At 40.6% G+C, this 26,059-nt stretch carries 26 protein-coding genes and 2 pseudogenes; 1 reads left to right on the top strand and 27 read right to left on the bottom strand.

What is annotated here, in order from left to right; genetic code table 11:
- Positions 1-10: 10 nt before the first annotated feature.
- From E3C75_RS04895 to E3C75_RS04880, 4 genes are all read right to left on the bottom strand, one after another.
- On the bottom strand, positions 11-832 hold the full coding sequence (locus E3C75_RS04895) for a Cof-type HAD-IIB family hydrolase (protein ID WP_011680842.1): 822 nt from the start codon (positions 830-832) through the stop codon (positions 11-13).
- Between the two features lie 22 nt (positions 833-854).
- Entirely contained in the window at positions 855-1,511 is a 657-nt protein-coding gene (locus E3C75_RS04890) for a glycoside hydrolase family 73 protein (RefSeq protein ID WP_084828554.1), read from the bottom strand.
- 97 nt (positions 1,512-1,608) lie between these two features.
- Positions 1,609-1,950 (bottom strand): P-II family nitrogen regulator, encoded by a 342-nt coding sequence (locus E3C75_RS04885; RefSeq protein ID WP_084828553.1) that lies wholly within the window; start codon positions 1,948-1,950, stop codon positions 1,609-1,611.
- 10 nt (positions 1,951-1,960) lie between these two features.
- Positions 1,961-3,196 carry an ammonium transporter gene (locus E3C75_RS04880; protein ID WP_100262222.1) on the bottom strand — a complete coding sequence of 412 codons (1,236 nt, stop codon included), beginning with the start codon at positions 3,194-3,196 and terminating at the stop codon, positions 1,961-1,963.
- A 260-nt stretch (positions 3,197-3,456) separates the two neighbouring features.
- Here E3C75_RS04880 and E3C75_RS04875 point away from each other — a divergent pair.
- A pseudogene (locus tag E3C75_RS04875) lies at positions 3,457-4,706 on the top strand (ISL3 family transposase).
- Between the two features lie 56 nt (positions 4,707-4,762).
- Here E3C75_RS04875 and rsmI read toward each other — a convergent pair.
- The 23 genes and pseudogenes from rsmI to thrB form a co-directional block, all read right to left on the bottom strand.
- A complete protein-coding gene (rsmI, locus tag E3C75_RS04870; RefSeq protein WP_002949974.1) occupies positions 4,763-5,629 on the bottom strand; it encodes a 16S rRNA (cytidine(1402)-2'-O)-methyltransferase in 867 nt (288 codons plus the stop codon).
- Between the two features lie 2 nt (positions 5,630-5,631).
- On the bottom strand, positions 5,632-5,952 hold the full coding sequence (yabA, locus tag E3C75_RS04865; protein WP_002946304.1) for a DNA replication initiation control protein YabA: 321 nt from the start codon (positions 5,950-5,952) through the stop codon (positions 5,632-5,634).
- On the bottom strand, positions 5,939-6,745 hold the full coding sequence (gene ricT, locus E3C75_RS04860) for a regulatory iron-sulfur-containing complex subunit RicT (protein WP_084825815.1): 807 nt from the start codon (positions 6,743-6,745) through the stop codon (positions 5,939-5,941). The genes yabA and ricT overlap by 14 nt, the downstream gene beginning before the upstream one ends.
- Entirely contained in the window at positions 6,742-7,617 is an 876-nt protein-coding gene (locus E3C75_RS04855; RefSeq protein ID WP_084825814.1) for a DNA polymerase III subunit delta', read from the bottom strand. Before E3C75_RS04855 ends, ricT begins: the two co-directional genes overlap by 4 nt.
- An 8-nt stretch (positions 7,618-7,625) precedes the next feature.
- Positions 7,626-8,255: a dTMP kinase gene (gene tmk, locus E3C75_RS04850; RefSeq protein WP_002946312.1), complete on the bottom strand. Its 630-nt coding sequence runs from the start codon at positions 8,253-8,255 to the stop codon at positions 7,626-7,628.
- A gap of 237 nt (positions 8,256-8,492) precedes the next feature.
- On the bottom strand, positions 8,493-9,251 hold the full coding sequence (gene tpiA, locus E3C75_RS04845) for a triose-phosphate isomerase (RefSeq protein WP_084825812.1): 759 nt from the start codon (positions 9,249-9,251) through the stop codon (positions 8,493-8,495).
- A gap of 248 nt (positions 9,252-9,499) precedes the next feature.
- Complete coding sequence (gene tuf / locus E3C75_RS04840; protein WP_084825811.1) at positions 9,500-10,696, bottom strand: elongation factor Tu; 1,197 nt, start codon at positions 10,694-10,696, stop codon at positions 9,500-9,502.
- A 237-nt stretch (positions 10,697-10,933) separates the two neighbouring features.
- Positions 10,934-12,214, bottom strand: coding sequence for a cell division peptidoglycan polymerase FtsW (gene ftsW / locus E3C75_RS04835; protein ID WP_084825810.1), 1,281 nt, complete (start codon positions 12,212-12,214; stop codon positions 10,934-10,936).
- A gap of 251 nt (positions 12,215-12,465) precedes the next feature.
- Positions 12,466-12,888, bottom strand: a complete 423-nt coding sequence (locus E3C75_RS04830; protein WP_084828550.1) for a F0F1 ATP synthase subunit epsilon — start codon at positions 12,886-12,888, stop codon at positions 12,466-12,468.
- Between the two features lie 12 nt (positions 12,889-12,900).
- A complete protein-coding gene (gene atpD, locus E3C75_RS04825) occupies positions 12,901-14,307 on the bottom strand; it encodes a F0F1 ATP synthase subunit beta (protein WP_084828549.1) in 1,407 nt (468 codons plus the stop codon).
- Positions 14,308-14,383: 76 nt separating this feature from the next.
- Positions 14,384-15,262, bottom strand: coding sequence for a F0F1 ATP synthase subunit gamma (locus E3C75_RS04820; RefSeq protein WP_084828548.1), 879 nt, complete (start codon positions 15,260-15,262; stop codon positions 14,384-14,386).
- Positions 15,263-15,280: 18 nt separating this feature from the next.
- On the bottom strand, positions 15,281-16,786 hold the full coding sequence (gene atpA / locus E3C75_RS04815) for a F0F1 ATP synthase subunit alpha (RefSeq protein WP_014621239.1): 1,506 nt from the start codon (positions 16,784-16,786) through the stop codon (positions 15,281-15,283).
- A gap of 15 nt (positions 16,787-16,801) precedes the next feature.
- Positions 16,802-17,338 (bottom strand): F0F1 ATP synthase subunit delta, encoded by a 537-nt coding sequence (locus tag E3C75_RS04810; RefSeq protein ID WP_014621238.1) that lies wholly within the window; start codon positions 17,336-17,338, stop codon positions 16,802-16,804.
- Positions 17,338-17,835, bottom strand: a complete 498-nt coding sequence (atpF, locus tag E3C75_RS04805; protein WP_023909457.1) for a F0F1 ATP synthase subunit B — start codon at positions 17,833-17,835, stop codon at positions 17,338-17,340. The genes E3C75_RS04810 and atpF overlap by 1 nt, the downstream gene beginning before the upstream one ends.
- A gap of 20 nt (positions 17,836-17,855) precedes the next feature.
- On the bottom strand, positions 17,856-18,563 hold the full coding sequence (atpB, locus tag E3C75_RS04800) for a F0F1 ATP synthase subunit A (protein ID WP_023909456.1): 708 nt from the start codon (positions 18,561-18,563) through the stop codon (positions 17,856-17,858).
- Between the two features lie 34 nt (positions 18,564-18,597).
- A complete protein-coding gene (locus E3C75_RS04795) occupies positions 18,598-18,795 on the bottom strand; it encodes a F0F1 ATP synthase subunit C (protein ID WP_023909455.1) in 198 nt (65 codons plus the stop codon).
- A 176-nt stretch (positions 18,796-18,971) separates the two neighbouring features.
- Positions 18,972-21,623, bottom strand: a complete 2,652-nt coding sequence (locus E3C75_RS04790; protein ID WP_023909453.1) for a valine--tRNA ligase — start codon at positions 21,621-21,623, stop codon at positions 18,972-18,974.
- 29 nt (positions 21,624-21,652) lie between these two features.
- A pseudogene (locus E3C75_RS04785) lies at positions 21,653-22,193 on the bottom strand (GNAT family N-acetyltransferase).
- A gap of 4 nt (positions 22,194-22,197) precedes the next feature.
- Positions 22,198-22,788 (bottom strand): flavin reductase family protein, encoded by a 591-nt coding sequence (locus E3C75_RS04780; protein ID WP_084825807.1) that lies wholly within the window; start codon positions 22,786-22,788, stop codon positions 22,198-22,200.
- A gap of 463 nt (positions 22,789-23,251) precedes the next feature.
- A complete protein-coding gene (locus E3C75_RS04775) occupies positions 23,252-23,455 on the bottom strand; it encodes a hypothetical protein (RefSeq protein ID WP_002949930.1) in 204 nt (67 codons plus the stop codon).
- Between the two features lie 134 nt (positions 23,456-23,589).
- On the bottom strand, positions 23,590-24,207 hold the full coding sequence (locus E3C75_RS04770; RefSeq protein ID WP_023909451.1) for a PepSY domain-containing protein: 618 nt from the start codon (positions 24,205-24,207) through the stop codon (positions 23,590-23,592).
- Positions 24,208-24,319: 112 nt separating this feature from the next.
- On the bottom strand, positions 24,320-25,204 hold the full coding sequence (gene rarD, locus E3C75_RS04765) for an EamA family transporter RarD (RefSeq protein WP_084825621.1): 885 nt from the start codon (positions 25,202-25,204) through the stop codon (positions 24,320-24,322).
- Positions 25,197-26,057, bottom strand: coding sequence for a homoserine kinase (gene thrB / locus E3C75_RS04760; RefSeq protein WP_023909449.1), 861 nt, complete (start codon positions 26,055-26,057; stop codon positions 25,197-25,199). Before thrB ends, rarD begins: the two co-directional genes overlap by 8 nt.
- Positions 26,058-26,059: the final 2 nt, after the last annotated feature.

Raw genomic sequence — 26,059 nt, 5'->3', positions numbered from 1 at the left:
GGTCTTTTTCTTATAAAGCCCAGGTGCGAATGGCGTAGGCTACACCTGCCTGATCATTTGTCAAGGTCACATATTTACTCAAAGACTTGATGTCATCACTAGCATTTCCCATGGCAACACTTTGACCTACAAACTGTAGCATTTCAAGGTCATTGGCAGCATCACCCAAAGCCATGATTTGATCCCGGTTAATGTCAAGCTTTTCAGCTAAATGTTTAAGCCCGCTAGCCTTAGTTGCCCCCTGTGGCATGACTTCAAAAATATATTCTTGACTACGAACTGTGCTATAGCTCTGATCAAGTCTATCTTGCACAGCATTTTGGAAGGCGTCCAAAGGTTCAGATTCAGCCATATACATAGCTTGGAAAATCACTTGCCCTTCCTCAAAGATTTCTTCCAAACTCCTAGCTTTCGCTTCTGTAAAAACAGTCCCAGCATCATAAGCTACTAGCTCAGGTACCTCATTACCCACAACATAATAACTTTTTTCACCAGTAAAGGTTAGAGCCACCCCTGGGAAATCTTCACAAGCCTGCAAGAGTTCTTCCATTTCAGAGCGAGATAAACTTTCAGATTCAAGCAAGGTCCAATTTTTAGTTTCATAAGTTGAACAACCATTGTTCATGATAATGTACTCTTCTTCACTAAGACCCAATTTTTCAAAATGGGGAACAATGCCTGAACGTGGGCGACCTGTACATAGTACGATTTTAATACCTGCTGCAGTCGCCTCTTGAATAGCCTTGATGTTCTCTTCAGGTATCTCTTTTTGGCTATTTAAGAGGGTCCCGTCCATGTCAATTGCAATGAGTTTCACTTGGTTCTGGTTCATATTTTTCTTATCCTTCTTAACCCTAATATGTGTCATAAATAGTTAACTGATATTGTTCAATGATGCTGTTCAACTTATCACCATAGGTTGTGTCGGTGGCATAAACACCTGTTAGGGCTGCAGTCGCATCTTTGTAACTTCTCGTTTTGGAGCGGTGTACTCCGACATAGTAGCTACCCTCAAGAAACTCCACATAGTCCTGTAGAGAATTTTCCACAGAACCATAGGAACGAAAGGCAGCATCGATATGGTAGGGATTTCCCTTACCATCATCCTCCCAGGTCGGTAAGGTTACACTTTGACCATTGTATTCTCCTTTAATTCCAAAGAAATTGTAAAATGGCTTTTGACTTAATTGTGATTGTCCAGAGTCAGATTCTAGAATAGCCTGAGCTATCATGACAGATGCATAAAGATCATTTCTAGCTGCCAAATAGCGCGACGTCTCACCAATCTCAGCAATAAAAGCAACCGTCGTCTCATCCGTAGGCGTCATATTTTTTTCCATAGTCAATCTTCGAAAATTTAAACTAGCTAAGAGGCCCAATAAGGAAAATAGGCCAATAAAAATCAGACTCCACTTTTGGAAAAATTTAGGAAAAAGCAAGACAGACTTCTTTTTCTTTTTAGATTTCTTAGGTCTAGCTTTCGACTTAGTTTTCTTTTTTCCTTTCGCCAATCAGTCACCCCCTCAATCATACTAACTCCTGTAAGTATATCAAAATTCACTAAAAAAGATACAAACCAACTGGTTTAAGTCCTAATTCAATATGACATTAAATAGCGTCTCCGCCCCGTTCGCCAGTACGAATACGAATGACATCATCAATAGGAACAATAAAAATCTTCCCATCACCGACTTCGCCTGTCGCCACAGCGCTACGGATAGTATCCACAACCTCATCAACTGCCAGATTCTTGACTACTATTTCCACCTTAACCTTAGCCAATAAGGTCGGAACAATCCGTTGACCACGGACAAACTCCGCAAAGCCACGTTGGGTCCCATGACCCAAGACCTGACTCACAGTCATTCCCTTAGTCAAACCACTACCAGTCAAGGCATTTTTCAAATCTTCCAATTTATCCGAACGAATAATCGCTTCGATTTTTTTCATCAGTATCCTCCTACGAATCCATACCCATAAAGGTTGGGTAGGCTGTTTCCTTGTGTTCACAGTCATCAAGACCAATAGCCTCATCACGGTCACTGACACGCAAAGGTATATAGTGGCCAATTACTTTTATGATACCATAGGTTACCAGCCCCGACCAAGTAACTGTGAAAACAATGGCTAGAACTGTCACTATAAACAAACGAGCATTTCCATAGATAAGTCCAAAATTAGCCTTATCTAGGGCTAGATTTGGTGTTGTAAAAACAGCTGTACACAAACCACCAAAGATTCCTCCGACACCATGGCAACCAAAAACATCCAAAGCATCATCATAGTTAGTGCGTTTTTTCAAGACAGAAATGGCATAGAAACAAACCGGACTAACCATGGCTCCAATTAGAATGGAACTCCAGATGGAAACGAAGTCAGCCCCAGGCGTGATGGCAACAAGCCCGGCTACTAAACCGGTCGAAGCACCGACCAAAGTTGGATGACCTGTCACATATTTTTCAAGAGCTAGCCACGAAAATATGGCAGCTGCTGCAGAAAAATGCGTAGTCACAAGAGCATGAACTGCTAATCCATTGGGCGCTAGGGCAGAACCTGCATTAAAACCAAACCAACCAAACCACAGAAGACTCGCTCCCAACAGAACAAAAGGAACATTATGAGGACGGTGCTCTAAAATCCCATAGTCACGACGTTTTCCAACAACAATTGCCAAAACCAAAGCCGAAACACCTGAAGTAATGTGGACCACATCACCACCCGCAAAGTCAATCGTCCCCCACTTGACAAGAATTCCGTCTCCCCATACCATATGTGCAAAAGGATAATAGACCAAAAGTAACCAAAAGACTATGAAAATAGCTAAAGGAGTAAAGCGCATACGTCCTACTACTGAACCTGTCAAAATCGCCACACAGATAATGGAAAACATCATCTGAAAAGCCGAAAATAAGAGATCAGTAATAGCTAGACCACGACTTGAAGTCGTTTCAGAGACTCCATGTAAAAAGAGATGACTAATATTCCCAAAGAAATAGCCTTGACCACCAAAAGAAAGTGAATAACCAGCAACAACCCACAAGAGAGAGGCAATTGCTAAGGGAAGAACAGACATCATCATGGTATTAATGACATTTTTTCGACGCCCCAGACCACCATAGAAGAAGGCCAAAGCTGGTGTCATCAAGCACACCATGGCTGAACATATCAATATAAAGGCAGTACTACCTGTATCCATAAAACCACTCCAATCAAAAGAAATTATTTTTATGTTAAATAATATCACACAAAAAAAATCCCACAAGCTTATTTATGAAATTTTTTGATAATTTTTTTCTTTTCTAACATCTTATGTTACCATAAAAAAGGCTCTATAATTTCTGTAGTGGGTAAAACTACTGTAGGGATTATAGAGCTTTTTGAGTGTACACAAAAAGTCCCATAAGAACTATAATGAAAAGCAACCAAACCATCATTAGGAAGAACTTTTGAGAACTTTTGAGACCTATTAAGAATAACACAGAATTAATCGGAATCAAAGACCAAAATATCAAGATTTCACTTGTTTTTGAAACTGACACTCATATCGAGATTCAAGCAAAACTTGATTACCCTGCACCATCATGTCCTCATTGCCATGGAAAGATGATCAAGTACGACTTTCAAAAGCCTTCTAAAATCCCTCTTCTCGAGCAAGCGGGAACACCAACTCTACTACGTCTGAAAAAACGTCATTTCCAGTGTAAAAATTGTAGGAGAGTCACGGTAGCTGAGACATCTATCGTTGAGAAAAACTGCCAAATCTCCAATCTAGTCCGACAAAAAGTTACACAACTCCTAACTGAGAAAGTGTCACTAACTGATATTGCAAGAAGACTTCGCGTGTCGACGTCCACTGTCTATCGCAAGCTTGATCAGTTTACTTTCAAGGAACATTATGACAAACTCCCTGCCGTTATGTCCTGGGATGAGTTTGGGTTCAAGAAAGGGGAATTGGCTTTTGTGGCGCAGAATTATAAGACAAACGAACTCATAATCATCCTTGATAATCGCCGCCAAACCACTATACGAAACTACTTTTTGAAGTATCCATTGAAAGTCCGACAACAGGTACAGTTTATCACGATGGATATGTCTGGAGCTTATATTCCACTGGCTCGCAAGCTCTTTCCAAACGCAAAAATCGTTCTTGATCGTTTCCACATCATCCAGCACCTTGGACGTGCCTTTTTAAAGACAAGAATTGCAATTATGAACCAGTTCGATAAGAAGTCACTACCCTATCGAGCCCTGAAAAATCACTGGCGACTCTTCCAAAAGGACAGCCGTAAACTATCTCTCAACTCTTTTTATTCAAAGACTTTCCGCCAAACTTTAGCACCACATGAAGTTGTTGCGAAGACACTAGTCTTTTCAAAAGAGCTTACTGACTACTATACACTTTATCAGCTTTTGCTTTTTCACTTTCAGGAGAAGAGAGTAGATGAGTTCTTTGAACTGATAGAGGAAAATAGGAGCAAGGTCAATCATTATTTTCAAACGGTCTTTAGGACTTTTCTTAGACACAAGCAATACATCAAAAACGCACTAGAAACGGACTATTCAAACGCAAAACTGGAAGCTACTAACAAGTTGATTAAAGACATCAAACGATTGGGCTTTGGTTTTAGAAACTTTATCAACTTTAAGAAGCGTGTCTTCATCACACTGAACATACATAAAAAAAGGACCTATCCGGTCCTCTCTAGATGTTAGCTTTTCGTCACCCACTACAGTTGACAAAGAGCCATAAAAAAAGAGCTTCTTACACTCCATGAAAAAGGTTATAAAGCTCTTGTCTATTTATTTTCCGTTCTTTAGCAATGGTTTTTATAGCCTGATTAGGCTTCATGCCAGAAGCAATTAAACCTTCAACAGCCTCGATTGGAGCAACATCTGATGTTAGATATCCTTCCCTATCATTTTCAGAAGCCCCAGCTACAATCAGTAAACATTCACCCTTGAGTGGATTACTAGCAATATAATCCAAAATTTCTAAAATAGTTCCTCGTTGGTACTCTTCGTAAAGCTTGGTCAGTTCTCTAACTAGTGTCACTTGGCGATTGCCATAGATCTCATGCATATTTTCAAGGGTATCTGCCACACGATAAGGCGACTCATAAAAAATCTGTGTCTCAGGATAAGACAGCTTTTCCTTGAAAAAATCAATCTGCTGACCTTTTTTACGGGGGAGGAAACCATAAAAAATATGAGGTTGAGGCGCTAGACCACTAGCAATCAAAGCAGTAATACCAGCTGATGCGCCAGGTAGGGCTACTACAGGAATATCCTCAGCAATGGCGGCTTTGACCAGATCATGACCAGGATCCGAAATAGAAGGCATACCCGCATCAGAAACCTGAGCCAAAGAAAGGCCTGACTTCAAACGTTCCAGTAAATCCGGAATTTTCTCGTAAGCATTGTGCTCATGAAAAGAATACTGCTTGGTTTCAATTTCAAAATGTTTGAGCAAGAGACCCGTATTACGCGTGTCCTCCGCACAAATAAGATCCACCTCTTTCAAGATTTGCACACTGCGAAAAGTCATATCCTGCAAATTCCCAATAGGTGTGGGAACCAAATAAAGGGTACCGTAGTTAGATTGTCCCTTAAAACTCTTTTGAACCTGCATGCTTAATCTCCGTACAACAATTCTGCACAGAATCCACAAGCTTCATTATTATCACGACGTTGACCATAAAAATCTGGGCAAATGTGGAATCCATCATCATAAATAGCCTCGAGGTTCACCTTGCCATGAGACATTTTAGTCCCTGTCTCCTCTTGAACCACTTGACTCAAGTGCTCACGTAACTTGTCGTTCTCCAACTTGAGAGCCGTATTTTCCTCGAAAATCCCTGAGAAGTTCGCCTTAATCGCTTCTACCTCTGCCAACATTGACATCAAATTTTGTGATAATTCTTCGAATTTATCATACAATTCACGCTTTTCCATTTAGCTGAACTTCCTCCACTCCATAAGTTAGGGGAGCTCCCCCTTTTTCAAACATAACTTTAACAGTCCCTGCAATCACATCAATGGCAACGACCTGACCCGTGCCATCCTTGGTTTCAATTTCATCACCCAAGTCAGGATAACTTGCCTTGCTATCTCGGTAAAAGTCATCTTCATAACTGAGACAACACATAAGTCGACCACAGACCCCATTCATCTTACCAGAATTCAAAGATAAACTCTGATTTTTAGCCATCTTAATCGATACTGGTGGGAATTCACCCAAAAAACTAGAACAACAAAGTGCCCGACCACAAGGTCCTAAGCCACCATAGATTTTTGATTCCTCACGACTTGAAATCTGACGTAACTCAATACGTGTCTTAAAGTAAGTCGCCAAATCCTTGAGCAACTGACGAAAATCTACCCGCTTTTCAGCCACAAAACTGATACGCACGTATGAGCTATTTAGGGGAAAGACAATATCCACCACCCTCATATCAAGCTGATTTTGAGCAATTAAATCAGCCACTACTCCCATACTCTTTTCAGCCTTCAAAAGATTTTCATCATATCTAGCAAAATCTTTCTCTCCTGCCAATCCTTCAACCCGATTCAAATCCGCAGGCAAACTAACCTCAGGAAAATCTGTGTTCTCCATGACAACCTGGGCTAGGCGCTTATCTTTTTTCTCCAAAACGACTACAAAGTCATCTTTGGCGTAATTTTTATCAGGAACAACGTATTCTACTGCTCCAGTTTCTTCAAATTTTATTCCAATGACTTCTGTCATGATAATACCATATACTCCATCGCATTTTGAAAGCTGACATTAGCAAGCCACATTTTTCGAGCCTCATAAACTAAGTCTAGCCATCGTCTTGCTTGTGGATTTTGTATATCCTTCCCCAATTGATAAGTTAAAAAAGCCCAGACTATCTCTTGTTCCGACTTTTCACTACACTGGACAGCCAGTTTTGCAACGTCCAAATAAAGCAGGTCCTGATTAGATAGCAGGGACTGTGTGAAACGCTCTACTGTATTAATCAGATCAAGAACCTTATTATCTTTAGCTAAGTCTAAAGCCTGAACATCATCTTTAGCAAAATCTGCCAACACTTTGGCTTGTGTCAACAACAAACCTTCCTTCTGAAGCAATTCTTCCAGATAAGCCCGATTCTTAGGAAAATAAAAGAGTTGAGTTCGGCTTTTAATCGTAGGTAACATACGACTATCATCAGCTGTCAAAAGAAAAATATAAATCTGACTTTGAGGTTCTTCAATAAACTTCAAGAGACTATTGGCCGCATTAACATGCATTTTATCTGCATCACGAATGATAAACACTTGAGCATGGCCCTCGAAACTCGATTGGCTAAACTCTCTTGTCAGTTGACGAATAATATCTGTTTTTATAATCTGCCCTTGCGGTTCAACCAATTTAACATCTGAAAAATCTCCCTGTGCAATCAAACGACACGGACGACAGTGACTACAAGGAAGACCATCCTCAGGAGTCAAGCAAAAGCGACTCTGCGCTAGCCAAATAGCCATGTCGAGACTTCCAAAATCACCCGAGAATAAATAAGCATGACTCAAACGATTTTCTCTGATAATTTGTGAAAACTCTTCAAAAAGTTTTCTTTGACATTCAGCTAACTTCATCTTGCTCCTTATAAATAACTTTTAATAATTTCCCAGGTATCCTCTACAACTTCTTCCAAAGTTTGCGAGGCGTCGATTCTCTTAATACGTTCTGGCTCAGCTTCAGCTAAATCTAAGTACCCTTGACGTACACGTTGGTGCATATCAAGTTTTTCTAAATCCAAACGATTGACTTCTCGCTCACCGTTTGCCGCAATACGAGCTAAACCAGTTTCAGAATCCACATCAAACAACAAGGTCAAATCAGGTTTATGACCATCCGTCGCATAATTATTTAACCAAGCAACTTCATCTTGATCAAGCCCTCGGCCTGCTCCTTGATAGGCTACCGAGGAATCAATAAAGCGATCCATGATAACCATATTGCCATTTTCAAGTTCTGGTAAAACTTTTTCAACCAAATGTTGGCGACGAGCAGCAATATAGAGCAAAAGTTCTGTTTTAGCATCCATAGCCGTATTATCTATATCCAGAATAACTTCACGGATTTGCTCTGCAATAGCCACGCCTCCCGGCTCACGTGTCGTTATGACCTGAGCTGGATAAACCTCTCTTAAACGTGGCAAAAGCACCTTCAAAACTGAAGTTTTTCCAGCCCCATCTGGTCCTTCGATTGAGATTAGTAACCCTTTAGACATGATATTTCCTTTGTTGTTTATTCACCTTCTATTTTATCAAATTTTAGGCTAAATGAACAATCTCAGAAAGCATATAGCCTATGGTAAAAGAGTGTACATCTTAGCATGTCATCAAAACCACAAAACGTTTCAAAACTCTATTTATATAAACCACATACTTATCTTATTAGGTTTAGTTTTTTAGACATATGTTTACAAACAAAAAAGTTCGAGAACAGTTCTCGAACTTTTTATTCATTATTTAACGAAGTCAAACAATGCCAAGAAACTTTCAGGTTCAAGTGATGCACCACCTACAAGAGCTCCGTCAACATCTGGACAAGCCATGTATTCAGCAACGTTTTCAGGTTTAACTGAACCACCGTATAGAACACGTACTTTGTCAGCGACTTCTTGACCGAAGTCAGCTGCCACAACATCACGCACAACTTTACACATTTTTTGTGCATCGTCTTGTGAAGCTGATTTACCAGTACCGATAGCCCAGATTGGTTCGTACGCAATAACTGATGAAGCTACTTGCTCAGGAGTCAATCCAGCTAAAGCAGCTGAAACTTGAGCACCTACGAATTCTGCTGCTTTACCAGCTTCGTAAGTTTCAAGGGATTCACCACAACAGATGATTGGAATCATACCGTTAGCAAAGATTGCTTTAGCTTTTTTGTTGATGTCTTCATCGGTTTCGTGGAAGTAGTAACGACGTTCTGAGTGACCGATAACAACATAGTCAGTACCGATTTCTTTCAAAACTTGTGGGCTAGTTTCACCAGTGAAAGCACCTGAATTTTCAAAGTAAGTGTTTTGTGCAGCAACTTTAAGGTTTGAACCTTTAGCAGCAGCAATAACAGTTGTCAAATCAACTGCAGGAACCGCAATACCAGCTTCAACAAGGTCAGCTGAAGGCAATTTTGACGCTACAGCTTCAACAAATGCTTTTGCTTCTTCTGGATTTTTGTTCATTTTCCAGTTACCAGCGATAAATGGTTTACGTGACATTTCACATACCTCTTCTTTTTTTATTTACTCGTTTATTTTATCACAAATCCCTTACTATTACTAGGTTTTTAGGAAAATTCCGAAAACTCGACTTGCTTTATTAAGATTGTTCTCTATAAAAGCTAACTTTAGTCAACTAAATGCAAACAAAGAAGACTCTCAGATATTTAAAGACCAAAAAGAGCCGAGTAAACTCGACTCTCTCAATTATTGTCTGACTAATAATTGTATTGGGAACTTAATATTAATTAAGCTTCGATTTCAGTTACGATACCTGAACCAACAGTACGTCCACCTTCACGGATAGAGAATGTTGTACCTTTTTCAACGGCAATTGGGTGGATCAACTCAACGTCGATAGTCACGTTATCACCAGGCATAACCATTTCAGTACCTGCAGGAAGTTCGATTGAACCTGTTACGTCAGTTGTACGGAAGTAGAACTGTGGACGGTAGTTATTGAAGAATGGAGTGTGACGTCCACCTTCTTCTTTAGAAAGGATGTAAACTTCACCTTTGAATTTAGTGTGTGGCTTGATTGAACCAGGCGCAGCCAATACTTGACCACGTTCGATTTCATCACGTTGGATACCACGAAGAAGGACACCGACGTTATCACCGGCAATACCTTCATCAAGTTGTTTACGGAACATTTCTACACCAGTAACAACTGCTTTTTGGCTTTCTTCTTTAAGACCAACAATTTCAACTTCGTCATTAACACGAACAACACCACGGTCAATACGTCCTGACGCAACAGTGCCACGACCAGTGATTGAGAATACATCTTCGACCGGAAGCAACAATGGTTTGTCAGTGTCGCGTTCTGGTTCTGGAATGTATTCGTCAACAGTATTCATCAAGTCCATGATGATGTCTTCATATTTAGAATCACCTTCAAGAGCTTTAAGAGCTGAACCTTGGATAACTGGAATGTCATCACCTGGGAAATCGTATTCTGAAAGAAGGTCACGGATTTCCATTTCAACTAATTCAAGCAATTCTTCATCGTCAACCAAGTCAACTTTGTTCATGAAGACGATAAGGTGTTTAACACCAACCTGACGTGAAAGAAGGATGTGCTCACGAGTTTGTGGCATTGGTCCGTCAGTAGATGCAACTACAAGGATCGCACCGTCCATTTGAGCGGCACCAGTGATCATGTTTTTAACGTAGTCCGCGTGTCCTGGCGCATCGATGTGAGCGTAGTGACGTTTTTCAGTTTCGTATTCAACGTGTGCAGTGTTGATTGTGATACCGCGTTCACGTTCTTCTGGAGCAGCGTCGATTGAAGCGTAGTCTTTTGGTGTGTTAACTGCGCTAGGAAGACGACGAGCCAATACAGTTGTGATTGCAGCTGTCAAAGTAGTTTTACCGTGGTCAACGTGTCCGATTGTACCAATGTTAACGTGTGGTTTACTACGATCGTATTTTTCTTTTGCCATTTAGGAAAAGCCTCCAATAAAATATATTTTATAGATAGACAGTAGGCAATACAGTCTAACTTTACTCTACTATTCTATCAAAATGTCATAGAATTGCAAGTATTTTATATAGTTTTCAGTTTTTCTTTATAGTAATCACAAATATTTCTTTCAATAATCCTCTTTCTACTACTTTTATAATCTTTTCATTCTATCCAAACCATGACTACACTCCAAAAGACAAGAAGAAGTCGTATGCTAACGACTTCTTCTCAAAGGTACAATTTTTTCATTTTGATTTTCAAGTTCTTGAGTCTGAGACAACTCTTCCTCAATAGCCTGAACAATATTATCTCGTTTTTCATTAGCAGCAATGTTCAAGACAAAAGCAATACCAACGGAAGTTACCAGAAGAGAGTTACCACCTTGTGAAAGGAAAGGGAAGGTAACCCCTGTCGATGGAATCAAACCTGAGATTCCACCGATATTAACAAAAACTTGCATAAGCATGAGAGCCCCCACACCAAGTGCCATCATAGAGTTAAATGGATTTCTAGCTTTTACTCCTACAATCATAATACGAAGAATAAGGAAAAAGAGAAGGGCAAGAATCAAACCTGCTCCAATGAGACCTAACTCTTCAATAACAATTGAAAACACAAAGTCTGTCGTTGCTTCTGGAAGATAACCGGTTTTCTCAATCGAATTTCCGAGACCAAGACCGAACCACCCCCCATTACTCATAGCATAGTAAGAATGAGATAACTGAAGTCCTGAACCTGTTAAATCCTTAAAAGGATTAAAATAAGCTGCAAAACGCTTGGCAACATATCCAAAGACAGGTACCTTAGCCATGTTTTGTACTCCAACCAAAGCAATCAATCCAAGAAAAGCAGACGACAGCCCTACAATACCAGCAAACAGTGCCGTGAACCAGCGATAACCAACACCAGAAATTGAAAACATGACAACCGTTGTCAATACGATGATAGCCGCATTTCCCAAGTCTGGTTGGATGGCAACTAAGCCAATCATTACCAGCAAATAGTAACGCCAGTCATTAAATTCTTCTTTAGTCCTCGGTATCCACCTATTTTTAGTTAAAGCCTGATAGTCATAATGTTCTATAGCAGACTGTTGTTTTGAGAAGGTGTGCGCCAAATACCAAACAACAATAACCTTAAGATATTCCGCTGGTTGGAAAGATAAGGGACCCAGTACAATCCATCCGTTCGCTCCATTAATTTCTTTAGTGAAAAATTTCGCAACAACCAAAAGTATAATTTCGACAATTATTACAGCTCCTAAGACCTTATCTTTTCTAAGGAAATTCAATTTCAATCGATAAATAAAAAAGATAAATAATAAGGATACTAGCCAGAAGGCACCTTGGTTCATAACTGATGCGAAAGGATTGGCTCCAAAAGTTACTAAACGAGCACTCGTTGTTGAATAAACAACAATCAAACCAACCACTGATAAAATTAAATAAGGTATCAAGATGGTATAGTCCAAAAGATGTTTCTTTTCAATTTTCATATCTAAAAAACTCATACTTTCTATTATGTTACCCTACATTTCATAAAAAAACATAAAGCTAACAGCTTATATTATAACACTTTGATATCTTAAACTAAAGTAAAATCTAAATTAACCGTTTTAATCTTTAAAACTTTTATTTAATCTTTTATACTCAAATTAATTTGTAAACTAGCTTTCTGTGGTAATATTGCTAGTTCTCATATTTTCTTTAAGGATAAATAAAAAAACGAGACTTAGGTCCCGTTTTTTTATCTTATTTTTGTACCGACATTGATACGATTAAGTGCTCGACGGAGAGCAACCTGAGCACGTTGAACATCAACATTACGATCAGATTTTGTTGCTTCTTCCAAGACACGTTCTGTACGTTGCTTGGCACGTTCGGCACGAGAAACGTCAATGTCGCGATCACGTTCTGCTGAATTGGCAACGATAGTAATGAAATCATCTTTAACTTCGATGATACCACCGTTTACGGCAATCCAATCGACGTGACTCTCGTCATCCACACGACGAACCTTGAGCTCATCCACTTCAAGTGGAGCAACCAAGTTAATATGGCCTGGCAAAATACCAATTTGACCATCTTTAGTAACCGCGTGGATAAAGCTGGCATGGTGGTCATATTTAAGACCATCTGGAGTTACCACTTGTACGGTCATTTGTGCCATATCTTCACCTCATTAGTAGCCCATAGCTTTAGCTTTAGCTACTACATCCTCAATTGGCCCTACGCTACGAAAAGCATCTTCAGGAAGATTGTCATATTTACCTTCAAGGATTTCTTTAAAGCCACGAACAGTTTCAGCAACTGGAACATAAGAACCTGGTTGACCCGTAAACTGTTCAGCAACATTGAAGTTTTGTGACAAGAAGAATTGGATACGACGAGCACGTCCAACCAATGTTTTATCTTCGTCCGACAATTCATCCATACCAAGGATAGCGATAATATCTTGCAATTCACGGTATCGTTGAAGTACTCGTTGAACTTCAGTCGCAACAGCATAGTGTTCTTCACCAACAATTTCAGGTGAAAGGGCACGTGAGCTTGATGCCAATGGGTCAACAGCTGGGTAAATACCCATTTGTGTCAACTTACGTTCAAGGTTAGTTGTTGAATCCAAGTGAGCGAATGCTGTTGCTGGCGCTGGGTCAGTGTAGTCATCGGCCGGGACATAGATAGCTTGGATTGAGGTAACAGAACCTTTTTTAGTTGATGTGATACGTTCTTGCAATTGACCCATTTCAGTTGCCAATGTAGGTTGATAACCAACGGCTGATGGCATACGACCAAGAAGGGCTGATACTTCAGAACCTGCTTGAGTGAAACGGAAGATGTTATCAATGAAGAGAAGCACGTCTTGTCCTTCAACATCACGGAAATATTCAGCGATAGTCAAACCAGTAAGGGCAACACGCATACGTGCTCCAGGTGGTTCATTCATTTGACCAAAGACCATGGCTGTTTTTTCGATAACGCCAGATTCCTTCATTTCCCAGTAAAGGTCATTACCTTCACGTGAACGTTCCCCAACACCCGTAAACACGGAAATGCCACCGTGTTCTTGAGCAATGTTGTGAATCAGCTCTTGAATAAGGACAGTCTTACCAACACCGGCACCACCGAAAAGTCCGACTTTACCACCTTTAAGATAAGGGGCAAGCAAGTCGATAACTTTAATCCCTGTTTCAAGGATTTCAGTATTTGTTGACAATTCATCGAAGGTAGGTGCTTTTTTATGAATTGGTTCACGCTCTGCATCATCTGCAAAAGGTGCTTCCATGTCAATGGTATCTCCAAGCACGTTAAAGACACGTCCAAGAGTTTCTTTACCAACAGGAACACTGATTGGACGACCAGTGTCCAGAACTTCTAGCCCACGAGTCAATCCATCAGTAGATTCCATGGCAATGGTACGAACCACACCTTCTCCAAGTTCAAGAGCTACTTCGAGCACGATACGTCTAGACTTTTCTTCATCTGTGTAAACGACCAATGCATTGTTAATCTCAGGAAGTTTATCGCCAGTTGCAAACGCTACGTCTACAACAGGACCAACAACCTGAGCAATTTTGCCTGAGCTCATTGTTTTCTCCTTATGATAGTTTTCTGGATGACAATCATCCCTTTTTATTGTATGTCAAATCAAGACAAATCTCTAGCTATTCAAGTGCACTAGCACCGCCAACAATCTCAGTGATTTCCTGAGTAATGGCTGCTTGACGTGCACGGTTGTATTGAATTGTTAAATCGTTAATTATTTTCTTAGCATTATCAGTGGCAGTCTGCATTGCGGTCATACCAGCAGCATGCTCAGCTGTTTTGGCATCTACGATAGCACCGTAGATAAGACTCTCAGCATATTGTGGCAAGAGTTGATCCAAAATAGTATCACGATCTGGTTCCAATTCAAACTTGGTCAATACATGGCCTTCAGATTCATTAGGATCAAAATCAGCAATTGGAAGCATTTTTTCAACACGAACTTCACGAGACAAACTATTAATATGATGATTGTAACACACATAAAGTTCATCAAAAAGCTCATTTTGATACATTCCTACAGCTTTAGAAATGATTTTCCCGACTTGATCGAAACTAGGTTGATCTTCAAGGCCACGAAGTTCAAAAGCAACATTCATGTTACGAGCTTTGAAGAAATCTGAACCTGTTCCACCAATAGAGATGATAGCATATTCATCTTCAGAATCATGGTCACGTTTAATCATATCCAAGACAGCTTTAAGAATGGTTGAATTATATCCTCCAACTAATCCCTTATCTGAAGTAATGACAATATACCCTGACTTACGAACTGGACGTGCATCCAACATCGGATTTGAAAAACCGTTAACCAATTCTGAATGTAGAAGATCTGTTGTGATCTGTCTAATTTTTGAGGCATAGATTTGAAAATCTTTAGTAGCTTGCTCAGAACGTGTCAATTTAGAAGCAGAAACCATTTGCATGGCTCCTGTAATATGACTCGTTTGCTTAATTGAAGCAATTTTTGTTTTGATTTCTCTTAGAGAGCCTGCCATATGCTGTCCTCCCTATCTCTATTTGTATTCCGATTGATCTTTGAAAGCTTGGATAGCTTCATTAAGCACAGCTTCTTCAGGAAGATCCTTAGTTGAACGGATTGTTTCAAAGATATCCTCATGATGGCTATCAAAGTAGTCATAGAGGGCTTCTTCAAAATCCAAGATTTGATCAACCGGAACACTGTCCAAGAAGCCATGTGTCAAAGCGTAAAGAATAAGAACTTGTTTTTCAACCGGAAGTGGTTTATGAAGTGGTTGTTTAAGCACTTCAACTGTACGACGTCCACGATTAAGTTTAGCTTGTGTTGCGGCATCCAAATCAGAACCGAATTGTGTAAAGGCTTCAAGTTCACGGTAAGAAGCCAAGTCAAGACGAAGGGTACCAGCAACTTTCTTCATTGCTTTGATTTGCGCTGAACCACCAACACGTGATACTGAAGAACCAGCATCAATCGCAGGACGAATACCTGAGTTGAAAAGATTTTCTTGCAAGAAGATTTGTCCATCTGTGATAGAAATAACGTTTGTCGCGATATAAGCTGAGATATCTCCTGCTTGTGTTTGGATGATTGGCAAGGCAGTAATTGAACCACCACCAAGATCATCTGAAACCTTAGCTGAACGTTCCAAAAGACGTGAGTGGAGATAGAATACATCCCCTGGGTAGGCTTCACGACCTGGTGGACGACGGAGAAGCAATGAAAGTTCTCGGTAAGCCACGGCTTGCTTAGACAAATCATCATAAACAATCAAGACATGTTTTCCGTTATACATGAACTCTTCAGCCATTGCAACACCAGCGTAAGGCGCGATGTAAAGCAATGGTGATGGTTGTGATGCTGAGGCAGTCACAACGATTGTGTAATCAAGAGCACCATGTTTACGAAGTGTTTCAACTTGTGTACGAACAGTTGATTCTTTTTGACCAATAGCAACATAGATACAAATCACATCTTGTCCTTTTTGGTTCAAAATTGCATCAATCGCAACAGATGTTTTACCTGTTTGACGGTCACCGATGATTAACTCACGTTGACCACGTCCAATTGGAACCAAAGCATCAATCGCTTTAAGACCAGTTTGGAGTGGTTCAGAAACTGATTTACGTTGCATAACGCCTGGTGCAGGTGCTTCAACTGGACGAGTTGCAGTTGTCTTGATATCTCCAAGACCATCAATTGGTTGACCAAGTGGGTTTACGACACGACCAATAAGAGCTTCACCTACTGGCACTTCCATAATTTTACCAGTACGTTTAACTTCATCACCTTCACGAATTGTATAAAAATCTCCAAGAATAATGATACCAACGTCATTAGACTCAAGGTTTTGAGCCATACCGAAGACACCATTTGAAAATTCGAGAAGTTCTCCACTCATGGCATTATCAAGTCCACGAGCACGGGCAATACCATCACCGATATAAGTGACTACACCAGTTTCTGTGACGTCAAAATTTGGCTGGAAGTTTTCAATTTGCTTTTTAATTAAAGCGCTAATTTCTTGTGCATTAATTGCCAAAAGTCACACCACTTTCTATTTCAAATTCATTTTAAATGCTTGTAATTGACTACGAATTGACGTGTCAACAAACTTATTCTTTGCTTTGATGACGAATCCTCCAATGAGTTCCTCATCAATTTTTTCTACTAAACGACGTGTCTTAATCTCAAATTTTTGTGAAACTATCGTCAAAAGTCTAGTTTTTTGTTCTTCAGACAAGGGACTTGCTGATGTCACAGTGACATCGTAAGTGTTGTCTTCTTGATCAAAGAGCTCAAGGACCAATTTCAAGACTTCATAAAGAATGTTAGCTCGGTCATTGAGTGAAATTACCTCAAGAAAATTGTTCATGTATACTGAACAAGACTCTTGAAAGAAACTTAAACTTTCTTTCTTAGCCTCGCTTGTCACATTTACTTGAGACAAGAAGGTTTTTAGATTTGTTTCAGCAAAAACTGTTAGGATTTGCCTTACTTCTTCTTGGATTGTTGACACGGCGTCTTGTTCAAAAGCGACTTCTACCAGACTTCTGGCATACTGCCCAACAAGAGCTTGTGTTTTCTTATCCATTAAGCATCTCCTAATTGATCAAGATAGCTATCAATCAAGTCAGATTGCGCTTTTGCATCAAGGTTTTGTTTCATGACTTTTTCTGCCAAAAGGACAGTCAAGTCAGCAACCTCACCTTTAACGCCAGCAAGTGCTTCCAACCAGCTTTGGGCGATATCTTGATTTGCTTTCTCTTTCAAGCGTTTAGCTTCATCATATGCTTCTGCAATGATTTTTAACTCTTTAGTTTTACCAGTTTTCTTGGCCTCATCAATAATCTGAGTTGCTTCTGTGCGAGCGGCAGCTAACTCATCTTGACGTTTTTGTACCAAGATTTCTGCTTCTTGACGAGCTTTTTCAGCACTATCAATATCTGTGGCAATTTTCTTTTCACGAGCGACAAAGATTCCTGTAATTTGATCCCATGCGAATTTACGAATGAGGTAATACAAGAGAAAAACTGAGCCGAGCGTAATAATGATATTACCAAGTGTCGTACTATTAATCAGTAATGACATTTCATTTCTCCCTTTCTTAATTATTCTTCGTTGACTTTATCACCAATGTAGTTAGAGCTTAGGATAATAAAGACATAGGCTTGAATGAACCCAATAAAAGCTGAAAAGGCAACCCAGACAAGGTTCAAAGCAAAGGATATAGGTGCTGCAAAAACAGACCATTTCACTAATTGAAGAATCAAGTCAATTAGTACCTCACCAGAATAAATGTTACCAAACAAACGCAAGGCCAATGATGCAAGGTTGGTAAATTGTTCCAAAATGTTCATTGGGAGCATAGCTGGGTATGGTGAAAGGTAACCTTTGAGATAGCCTTTAAACCCTTTTTTACGAATCCCCTCAATATGACTAACGAGGGTAATAATCAAAGAAAGAGTGATAGTGACACCGAAATTCGATGTTGGAGAAGACCAAAAATTGTAATGCTCACTTTTAACAGATACAAGCAAACCTAAGTTGTTTGCTGTAAACACAAAGGTGAAAATTACAAACAAGAGCAAACTATAATTTTTTGTGAATTTTCCAAGACTTTGAGAAATGGTGTTGTTCACAAATTCATAGATGAACTCGAGTACATTTTGTTTTCCCTTTGGTTTAATGGTCATATCACGACTTGACCAAAAAACCACTCCAAAAACGATAATTACTGTCAAGAGAGACATGGCAAGGATCGTCAAGTCAAAATCAATCCCAAATAATGAGACGGTTGGATTACTTGTAGTTTCCACTGCTCATCCCTCCTCCATCTTTTTTATTTGTCTATTAGACAATGTAGCTAAGGGCAAACAATACGAAGAAAGTACCTTCGATGAAGGCAACACCAGTAAACATCAATGTTTGAAGTTTACTAAACATCTCAGGTTGGCGAGCTGCAGCCTTAGCGATATTGGCAACGAGGATACCCTCACCAATAGATACACCCATAACGGCCAAACCGAGGGCTAAGATAGTTAAATTCATAGTAGAATTCTCCTTTTAATTATTTTTACCAAGCTATTTTAGTCCTATTTTCCACGAAAGTCAACGAATTGACGGTTTTTTGGACATTTTCACTGACTTTGCCTAACATTTTCATTCTTTTTGTATAAGCGTTTACTTTCAATAAAAGACACGGCATTTCACCGTGTCTCTTTGTTCTATTTCACCAATTTCTTCATCTCATCAATACGCACTACTATCGCATCGTATTTAGCTTGGTAATCTTTTTGTTTGTCGCGTTCTTTTTGGACGACTTCTGGTTTGGCATTGGCTACGAAGCGCTCGTTAGAGAGTTTCTTACCAACCATGTCAAGTTCTTTTTGCCATTTGGCCAATTCTTTTTCAAGACGAGCCAACTCTTCTTCGACGTTGAGAAGGTCTGCGAGTGGCAAGTAAATTTCTGCGCCTGTGATGATGCTTGACATAACCAAGTCAGGTACTTCGACATCTGCTGCAATTTCCAAGTGTTCTGGATTTGTGAAGCGTTTGATGTAATTGATGTTGTCATTAAAGAAGGCATCGAGCTTGCTGTCGCTAGTCTTAATCAAGATGGTGATCGGCTTGCTTGGCGCTACGTTAACTTCTGCACGTGAGTTACGAACTGATCCAATCACGTCTTTAAGGGCCTCAACGCCAGCTGCCGCTTCTTCATTTTCAAATTCTGGACGAACCACTGGGTATTCAGCTGTGACGATAGAGCCTTCTGAGATTTGACCAAAGATTTCCTCTGTCACGAATGGCATGATTGGGTGAAGGAGACGCAAGATTTGGTCCAAAGTGTAAAGTAGGACAGAACGAGTGATGACTTTCTCGTCCTCGTTATCGCTGTAAAGCACTTCCTTAGTCAACTCAACATACCAGTCCGCAAACTCATCCCAGATAAAGTTGTAAAGGATGTGTCCAGCCACACCGAATTCAAACTTGTCAAAGTTTTCAGTAACTTTTCCGATAGTTTCGTTGAGATTGTGGAGAATCCAACGGTCTGTGACATTACCTGCTTGACCAGCAGCCACTTTAGCTACATTTTCACGCGCCACATCCAAGGTCAACCCTTCATTGTTCATAAGGATGTAACGAGAGATGTTCCAAATCTTGTTAATGAAGTTCCAAGAAGCATCCATTTTCTCGTAGGAGAAGCGCACGTCTTGACCAGGTGCAGAACCGTTTGAAAGGAACCAACGAAGGGCATCAGCACCGTATTTTTCGATAACATCCATTGGGTCAATACCGTTACCAAGGGACTTAGACATCTTACGTCCTTGCTCGTCACGGATAAGACCGTGGATAAGGACATTCTTAAATGGTTGGCGACCTGTGAATTCCAATGATTGAAAGATCATACGAGACACCCAGAAGAAGATGATGTCATAACCAGTGACAAGTGTTGAGGTTGGGAAGTAACGTTTGAAGTCTTCTGAGTCGACATCAGGCCAGCCCATAGTTGAGAATGGCCAGAGGGCAGAACTGAACCAAGTATCCAAGACATCTTCGTCTTGTTTCCAGCCGTCACCTTCTGGTGCTTCTTCGCCAACGTATATTTCACCTTCAGCATTATACCAAGCAGGGATTTGGTGACCCCACCAAAGCTGACGAGAGATAACCCAGTCGTGGACATTTTCCATCCATTGAAGGAAGGTATCATTGAAACGAGGTGGATAGAAATTAACCTTATCGTCTGTGTCTTGGTTAGCGATGGCATTTTTAGCCAGTTGGTCCATCTTAACGAACCATTGTGTAGACAAGCGTGGTTCAACAGGCACACCTGTACGTTCTGAGTGACCAACTGAGTGAGTCATCTTTTCGATTTCGACAAGGGCACCGATTTCTTCCAATTTCTTAACAACGGCCTTACGTGCTTCAAAGCGGTCCATACCGTTGAATTCGCCAGCCAATTCATTCATGGTGCCATCATCATTCATGACATTGACTTGTGGCAAGTTATGGCGTTGACCAACTAAGAAGTCGTTAGGGTCATGAGCAGGAGTGATTTTAACCACGCCAGTACCAAATTCAGGGTCTGCGTGTTCATCGCCAACGATTGGGATTGGCTTGTTCAAAATTGGCAAGATAACATTTTTACCAATCAAGTCTTTATAACGATCATCATTTGGGTTAACGGCTACGGCAGTATCCCCAAACATGGTTTCAGGACGAGTTGTTGCCACTTCCAGGGCACGTGAACCGTCTTCTAACATGTAGTTCATGTGGTAGAAGGCACCTTCCACATCCTTGTGAATGACCTCAATATCAGAAAGGGCTGTGCGGGCTTTTGGATCCCAGTTGATGATAAACTCACCACGGTAAATCCAACCTTTTTTGTAAAGCTCTACAAAGACCTTGCGAACGGCTTTTGATAACCCCTCGTCAAGGGTGAAACGCTCACGAGAGTAGTCTACAGAGAGGCCCATCTTACCCCATTGTTCCTTGATAGTTGCCGCATACTCGTCTTTCCACTCCCAGACTTTATCAAGGAATTTTTCACGACCAAGGTCATATCGAGAAATGCCACTTTCGGCCAAACGAGCTTCAACCTTAGCTTGAGTGGCAATTCCAGCGTGGTCCATACCAGGAAGCCAAAGCGTGTCAAAACCTTGCATACGTTTTTGACGGATAATGATATCCTGCAAAGTTGTATCCCAAGCGTGACCCAAGTGAAGTTTTCCGGTTACGTTTGGTGGTGGAATGACGATGGAATAAGGCTTAGCCTTTTTATCGCCTGAAGGCTTGAAAACATCTTCATCAAGCCATTTTTGGTAACGACCAGCCTCAACCTCAGCTGGATTGTATTTAGGTGAAAGTTCTTTAGACATGTGTGTGTCCTTTCTAGTTATTTCTATTTTTAATGTTGGTCTTGGACTTCCCATTCACTCTTCAGCAATCCATATATCAGACTGTCACAACGGTTGCCCTGGGCATCTTTGCGATCCCTTATGCAAGCTTCATGGGTGAAACCAAGCTTCTCTGCGACTCGTTGACTTTGGACATTGTCCCCAAACAGGCCAGTTCAATCTTATGAAGGCCCAACTCCTTAAAAGTTAGGTCAATCAAAGCACGCACGGCTTCTGGTACATAACCTTGCCCCCAATAGTCTGGATGCAAAGTATAGCCAATCTCCAGCACATCATCGTCGTGGCGATGATTGAAATCAACAGAGCCAATAACTGTATAGATCCCTTTAACCACAATGCCATAGTCTGCTAAGAGATTGTCTTTTCGATTACGCTCAGGAAGGATATGCTCTAGATAATAAATCTCATCTTCCAAGGTATGGACAGGCTGAAATCCTGCTGGATAGGGGACTTCTGGCAAACTAGCATAGCATAGATATCCGCAGCATCTGCCACTTTGCGGACTCGTAAAACGAGACGCTCCGTCTCAATTCAATCAGGTGGTAATACTGCTCTTGTCATCTTTCTTCCTCGCTTTCTTGATGAAGCTTCCCATGGGTTCAACTCGGTTATCCAGATAGCGATAGACACGCTTATGACCATTACCCATAAAGTAAGTCGGTGCAAAGCGGTCATTTTTAAAAGAGCCCCTGCCATCTAGCAAATCAGAATCAGCAAGGCGATCTAAAATCTTAGCAAAGATATGGCAGGTACCATCTTCCTCAATAATTCTGTCGACCATACAATCCAGAACGACTGGGCAGGCATCCAAGATAGGTGCTTGTGTCAGTTTAGAAGGTCGGAAATCTAAGCAGAGTTCAGCAATCTTTTCACGGTGACTAATAAATCCAGCCTGCTCCATCTGAAGCATGAAACTTTCATCAGGAATATTCACAGTGAACTTCTGATAATGTTTAATCTGGTCTGCTGCATTTTCCTTGCTACCTACCCCGAAGACAAGCCAATCTCCTAAACTGTAGGAAGAACTACAGGTCGTCACATTATAACCATAGGTCTGATCCTGATAACCCAAGATAAAAATAGGAAAACCATAATACAATTTACTAGTCTCAAAAGATTGCTTCATGACACCCTCCTTTGATAGCAATGTTGACCTCGCTTTCGCTCCGTCTGCACCAATATCTTTAAATTCACCTGCGACCTTCGGTCTTGGTTCTTTAAAAGCTATAAAAAATCCCTGCCATAAACATGACAGGGACGAATATGTATCCGCGGTACCACCCAGTTTTGAGTGGCAACCACTCACAGCTCTCTTTATTCAATTTGACCATCAGCAACCAGCTTTGACATTTGTGCGGATTTCTCAGTACCACCGCTTCCTGTGACAAATGGGCTTCAAAGCACCTCTGAATAGTCTCATTCTATCACATTTTTAATCTCAAGACAAATGAAATTGTGGGGACCTGAATTTGCAAATAAGTTAGACTACCGATTTTACCTTAAAAGATGAATCCATTTCCTCATTATATTCTCATTATAAAAATTATATTCTCATTAGAAAAGTCCTGTCTGTCGATAAGGATCTCATCTTAATTTTCTTCCTTAGCTCTTTCTTCTTTGAGCCATTTTTCATAGCTTTCAAGTAGATTTATAGCCATTTGGGTTGCCAAGGCAACTGAGAAGGCTTCCGTACCTTCGGTTGTTTCATTTTGGACTTCCAATTTACTTTCTTCGTAAATGTCTTTGAGAGTCTTATTGCTAAGCGTATCTTTAAATGCTTGGAATTCTTTCATAGTCAAATTTTCCTTTATTCTATGGTACTCTCTAAAATTGCTGTTATCGTTTTCACTTTAAGTTTACAACATTTCAGAGAAATTGCAAGGCTTCTCCTTAATAAATAAGGAGAACTTTCCCACTATCTACGGATCTATTGCGCAGCTGCAGTAGCTTCTGTGAGATACTCTGTCGTATAGACTACAATAGCTCCTGAATCAGCATTTACCGCGTATTTATAACGTAGTCCACTAGCAGCATAATCAAAACTGATATTGTAGACTTTACCGTCTCCTTCGGTCTTCAACTCCGTTTTCAAGTTTGTTACAGAGCCTTCATCTAGGCCAGCATGATTAAGAGCTATCGTTTGTGCAGTTTCTTTGGACACTGCCGTCTCGTCCTTACTTTCGCTAGATTGAGTCTCGTCTTTAGGCTCTCTACCTTTTTGAGCACCGTCAACATCTTTAGACATTGAATGGTCACTCTTATATTTCAAAATAGACCCTGACAGACCGTCAATCGTATACTCAAAATGATTGTCTGACGTTGTGAAACTAATCTCATAATTTCCATGAAATCCAGAACGTGATTTTGAGACTGTTGATTGAGATATCTCAGAAGTTTTGACACCTGCATTTTTGTAAGCAATGTCTGCAGCATCTTGTTCTGACAAGCGATAACCTGAGCCGTTAAAAACAAACAAGGCTGCAGCGATGGCAACTGGAATAGCGAGCAGAAGCAGATACCTCACTAGCTTTTTCATTTTTCGCATAAAATTCTCCTCTATTTTAATCTAATACTACTATTATATCTTAAAGTTCTAAAATTGTCAGATAAACTTGGCTCATTTTTAGGTCGGCATTATAAAAAGTTCCCGATAGCTATCAGGAACTTCTACGAAATGTTACTATTTGGCCAGTTACAAAGACTAGTATGGCCATCCAGATAAAGAAGAAGCCTTTCAACTCTCCAAAGCTGACCGTCTCACCAAAAATGAGGATGGCTACGAGAAGTTGAATCGTAGGACTAAGATACTGGATGAAACCAATAAGGTTAAGCGGTGCCCTTTTGACTGCCTCTGAGAAGCAAAGCAATGGAACGGCCGTCACCACACCGGATATGGCTAGGAGAAACATTTCCATGCTCGAATAGGAAGAAAATGATTCTGGAGAAAAGAAAACGAGATAGATAGCTACAAAAGGTAGTAGCAAGCCACTTTCTACTAGCATGGCTACGTCACTGGAAATCCTAACCCCTTTTTTGATTAGACTATAGAAACCAAAGCTCAGAGCTAACCCCAATGAAACCATGGGAAGTTTTCCTGTATTGGCAATAAGAACCAGTACTCCTATAAAGGCCAATACTACTGCTGCCCACATGGTCCTACTCAATGATTCACGAAGAAAAATGAGGGCAAACAGGATAGAAACAATAGGCAAAATGTAATAGCCCAGGCTAGCCTGCGTCGCTTGACCATGACCCACAGCATAGATATAAATCAACCAGTTAGCTGCTATGAAAAAACTAGCAAGTAGCATACGAAGCAAGGCTTTCTTATCTTGCCAAAGTTCTACAAGCTCCTTTTTGAAACGTGTATTTTGCTTAGCGACTAGGGCGTAAATCAGCATAGTCACCACTGTAAAAACAATCCGCCACGAGAAGGTGTTGTAAGCCGAAACACCTGCTAAAAGCTTCCAAAAAAGGGATAGAAATCCCCATTGAATATAGGTGGCTAGACCAAAGAGTAGCCCTTGATTTTTTCTAGTCAACGACAACACCTCCTTTATCCACAGATAGGATGAGGGTTTCACCATCTAAACCAAGACCATCGATAGCCGTTTTTAGAGCCTCAGCTTGATCATTTGGTGTCAAGGTCATAACTGTTGGGCCAGCCCCTGAAAGATAGGTCGCATAAGCACCGTATTGACCTGACAATTCCTTAATAGTCGCAAATTCTTTAACCAATTTTTGACGGTAGCGTTCGTGGAACATATCCCCTTGAATAGCATGTCCCGCCTTAACCAAATCGCCTGCAAAGAGGGCAGCAATGGCAACGTTGGCAATAGATGATGCAGCTACAGCTTCTTTGTAAGACAGGTTACTTGGAAGTACCCCACGTGAATCAGACGTTTTAAGTTCATAGCTCGGAATGAAGGCTACAAAGGCACACTCTGGAAAGTCTGTCACGATGCTATTAACATGTTCATCCACATAAGAGGCTACAACGAGATTCCCAAAAATAGCTGGGGCAACATTGTCCGGGTGACCTTCAATCTTGGTTGCAATATCAAGTTTATCGTCATCTGAGAGCTTCAGATCTGCCAATTGATTGGCTAACTCAATCCCTGCGACAATAACTGAGCTAGAAGAACCTAGCCCACGCGCCATGGGAATATCTGAGGCCATCACCAATTTATGGGGCTGCAAATCAGACTTAACTTGCAAGGCCGTTGAAATGAGGAGGTTATTTTCATCTAAAGGAATATCTCCCAAATCATGTTCAATATGCCATGCATCCGCTGGTTCAAGCACCTCGATTGTCAAATATTTAGAAACGGCAACACCCACAGAATCAAAACCTGGACCAATATTGGCAGATGTTGCTGGAACAGTAATTTTCATAA

This window comes from Streptococcus thermophilus (assembly GCF_010120595.1).
In the GTDB taxonomy this organism is placed as follows: domain Bacteria; phylum Bacillota; class Bacilli; order Lactobacillales; family Streptococcaceae; genus Streptococcus; species Streptococcus thermophilus.
This window is presented reverse-complemented; position numbering and strand designations above follow the sequence as displayed.

Excerpts from the sequence above, each read along its gene's own strand:
- E3C75_RS04895 (WP_011680842.1), bottom strand. The coding sequence starts at position 832 with ATGAACCAGAACCAAGTGAAACTCATTGCAATTGACATGGACGGGACC.
- E3C75_RS04885 (WP_084828553.1), bottom strand. The coding sequence starts at position 1,950 with ATGAAAAAAATCGAAGCGATTATTCGTTCGGATAAATTGGAAGATTTG.
- E3C75_RS04880 (WP_100262222.1), bottom strand. The coding sequence starts at position 3,196 with ATGGATACAGGTAGTACTGCCTTTATATTGATATGTTCAGCCATGGTG.
- rsmI (WP_002949974.1), bottom strand. The coding sequence starts at position 5,629 with ATGCAGGTTCAAAAGAGTTTTAAGGGACAATCTAACTACGGTACCCTT.
- yabA (WP_002946304.1), bottom strand. The coding sequence starts at position 5,952 with ATGGAAAAGCGTGAATTGTATGATAAATTCGAAGAATTATCACAAAAT.
- ricT (WP_084825815.1), bottom strand. The coding sequence starts at position 6,745 with ATGACAGAAGTCATTGGAATAAAATTTGAAGAAACTGGAGCAGTAGAA.
- E3C75_RS04855 (WP_084825814.1), bottom strand. The coding sequence starts at position 7,617 with ATGAAGTTAGCTGAATGTCAAAGAAAACTTTTTGAAGAGTTTTCACAA.
- tmk (WP_002946312.1), bottom strand. The coding sequence starts at position 8,255 with ATGTCTAAAGGGTTACTAATCTCAATCGAAGGACCAGATGGGGCTGGA.
- tpiA (WP_084825812.1), bottom strand. The coding sequence starts at position 9,251 with ATGTCACGTAAACCATTTATCGCTGGTAACTGGAAAATGAACAAAAAT.
- tuf (WP_084825811.1), bottom strand. The coding sequence starts at position 10,696 with ATGGCAAAAGAAAAATACGATCGTAGTAAACCACACGTTAACATTGGT.
- ftsW (WP_084825810.1), bottom strand. The coding sequence starts at position 12,214 with ATGAAAATTGAAAAGAAACATCTTTTGGACTATACCATCTTGATACCT.
- E3C75_RS04830 (WP_084828550.1), bottom strand. The coding sequence starts at position 12,888 with ATGGCACAAATGACCGTACAAGTGGTAACTCCAGATGGTCTTAAATAT.
- atpD (WP_084828549.1), bottom strand. The coding sequence starts at position 14,307 with ATGAGCTCAGGCAAAATTGCTCAGGTTGTTGGTCCTGTTGTAGACGTA.
- E3C75_RS04820 (WP_084828548.1), bottom strand. The coding sequence starts at position 15,262 with ATGGCAGGCTCTCTAAGAGAAATCAAAACAAAAATTGCTTCAATTAAG.
- E3C75_RS04810 (WP_014621238.1), bottom strand. The coding sequence starts at position 17,338 with ATGGATAAGAAAACACAAGCTCTTGTTGGGCAGTATGCCAGAAGTCTG.
- atpF (WP_023909457.1), bottom strand. The coding sequence starts at position 17,835 with ATGTCATTACTGATTAATAGTACGACACTTGGTAATATCATTATTACG.
- E3C75_RS04795 (WP_023909455.1), bottom strand. The coding sequence starts at position 18,795 with ATGAATTTAACTATCTTAGCCCTCGGTTTGGCCGTTATGGGTGTATCT.
- E3C75_RS04790 (WP_023909453.1), bottom strand. The coding sequence starts at position 21,623 with ATGTCTAAAGAACTTTCACCTAAATACAATCCAGCTGAGGTTGAGGCT.
- E3C75_RS04780 (WP_084825807.1), bottom strand. The coding sequence starts at position 22,788 with ATGAAGCAATCTTTTGAGACTAGTAAATTGTATTATGGTTTTCCTATT.
- E3C75_RS04775 (WP_002949930.1), bottom strand. The coding sequence starts at position 23,455 with ATGAAAGAATTCCAAGCATTTAAAGATACGCTTAGCAATAAGACTCTC.
- E3C75_RS04770 (WP_023909451.1), bottom strand. The coding sequence starts at position 24,207 with ATGCGAAAAATGAAAAAGCTAGTGAGGTATCTGCTTCTGCTCGCTATT.
- thrB (WP_023909449.1), bottom strand. The coding sequence starts at position 26,057 with ATGAAAATTACTGTTCCAGCAACATCTGCCAATATTGGTCCAGGTTTT.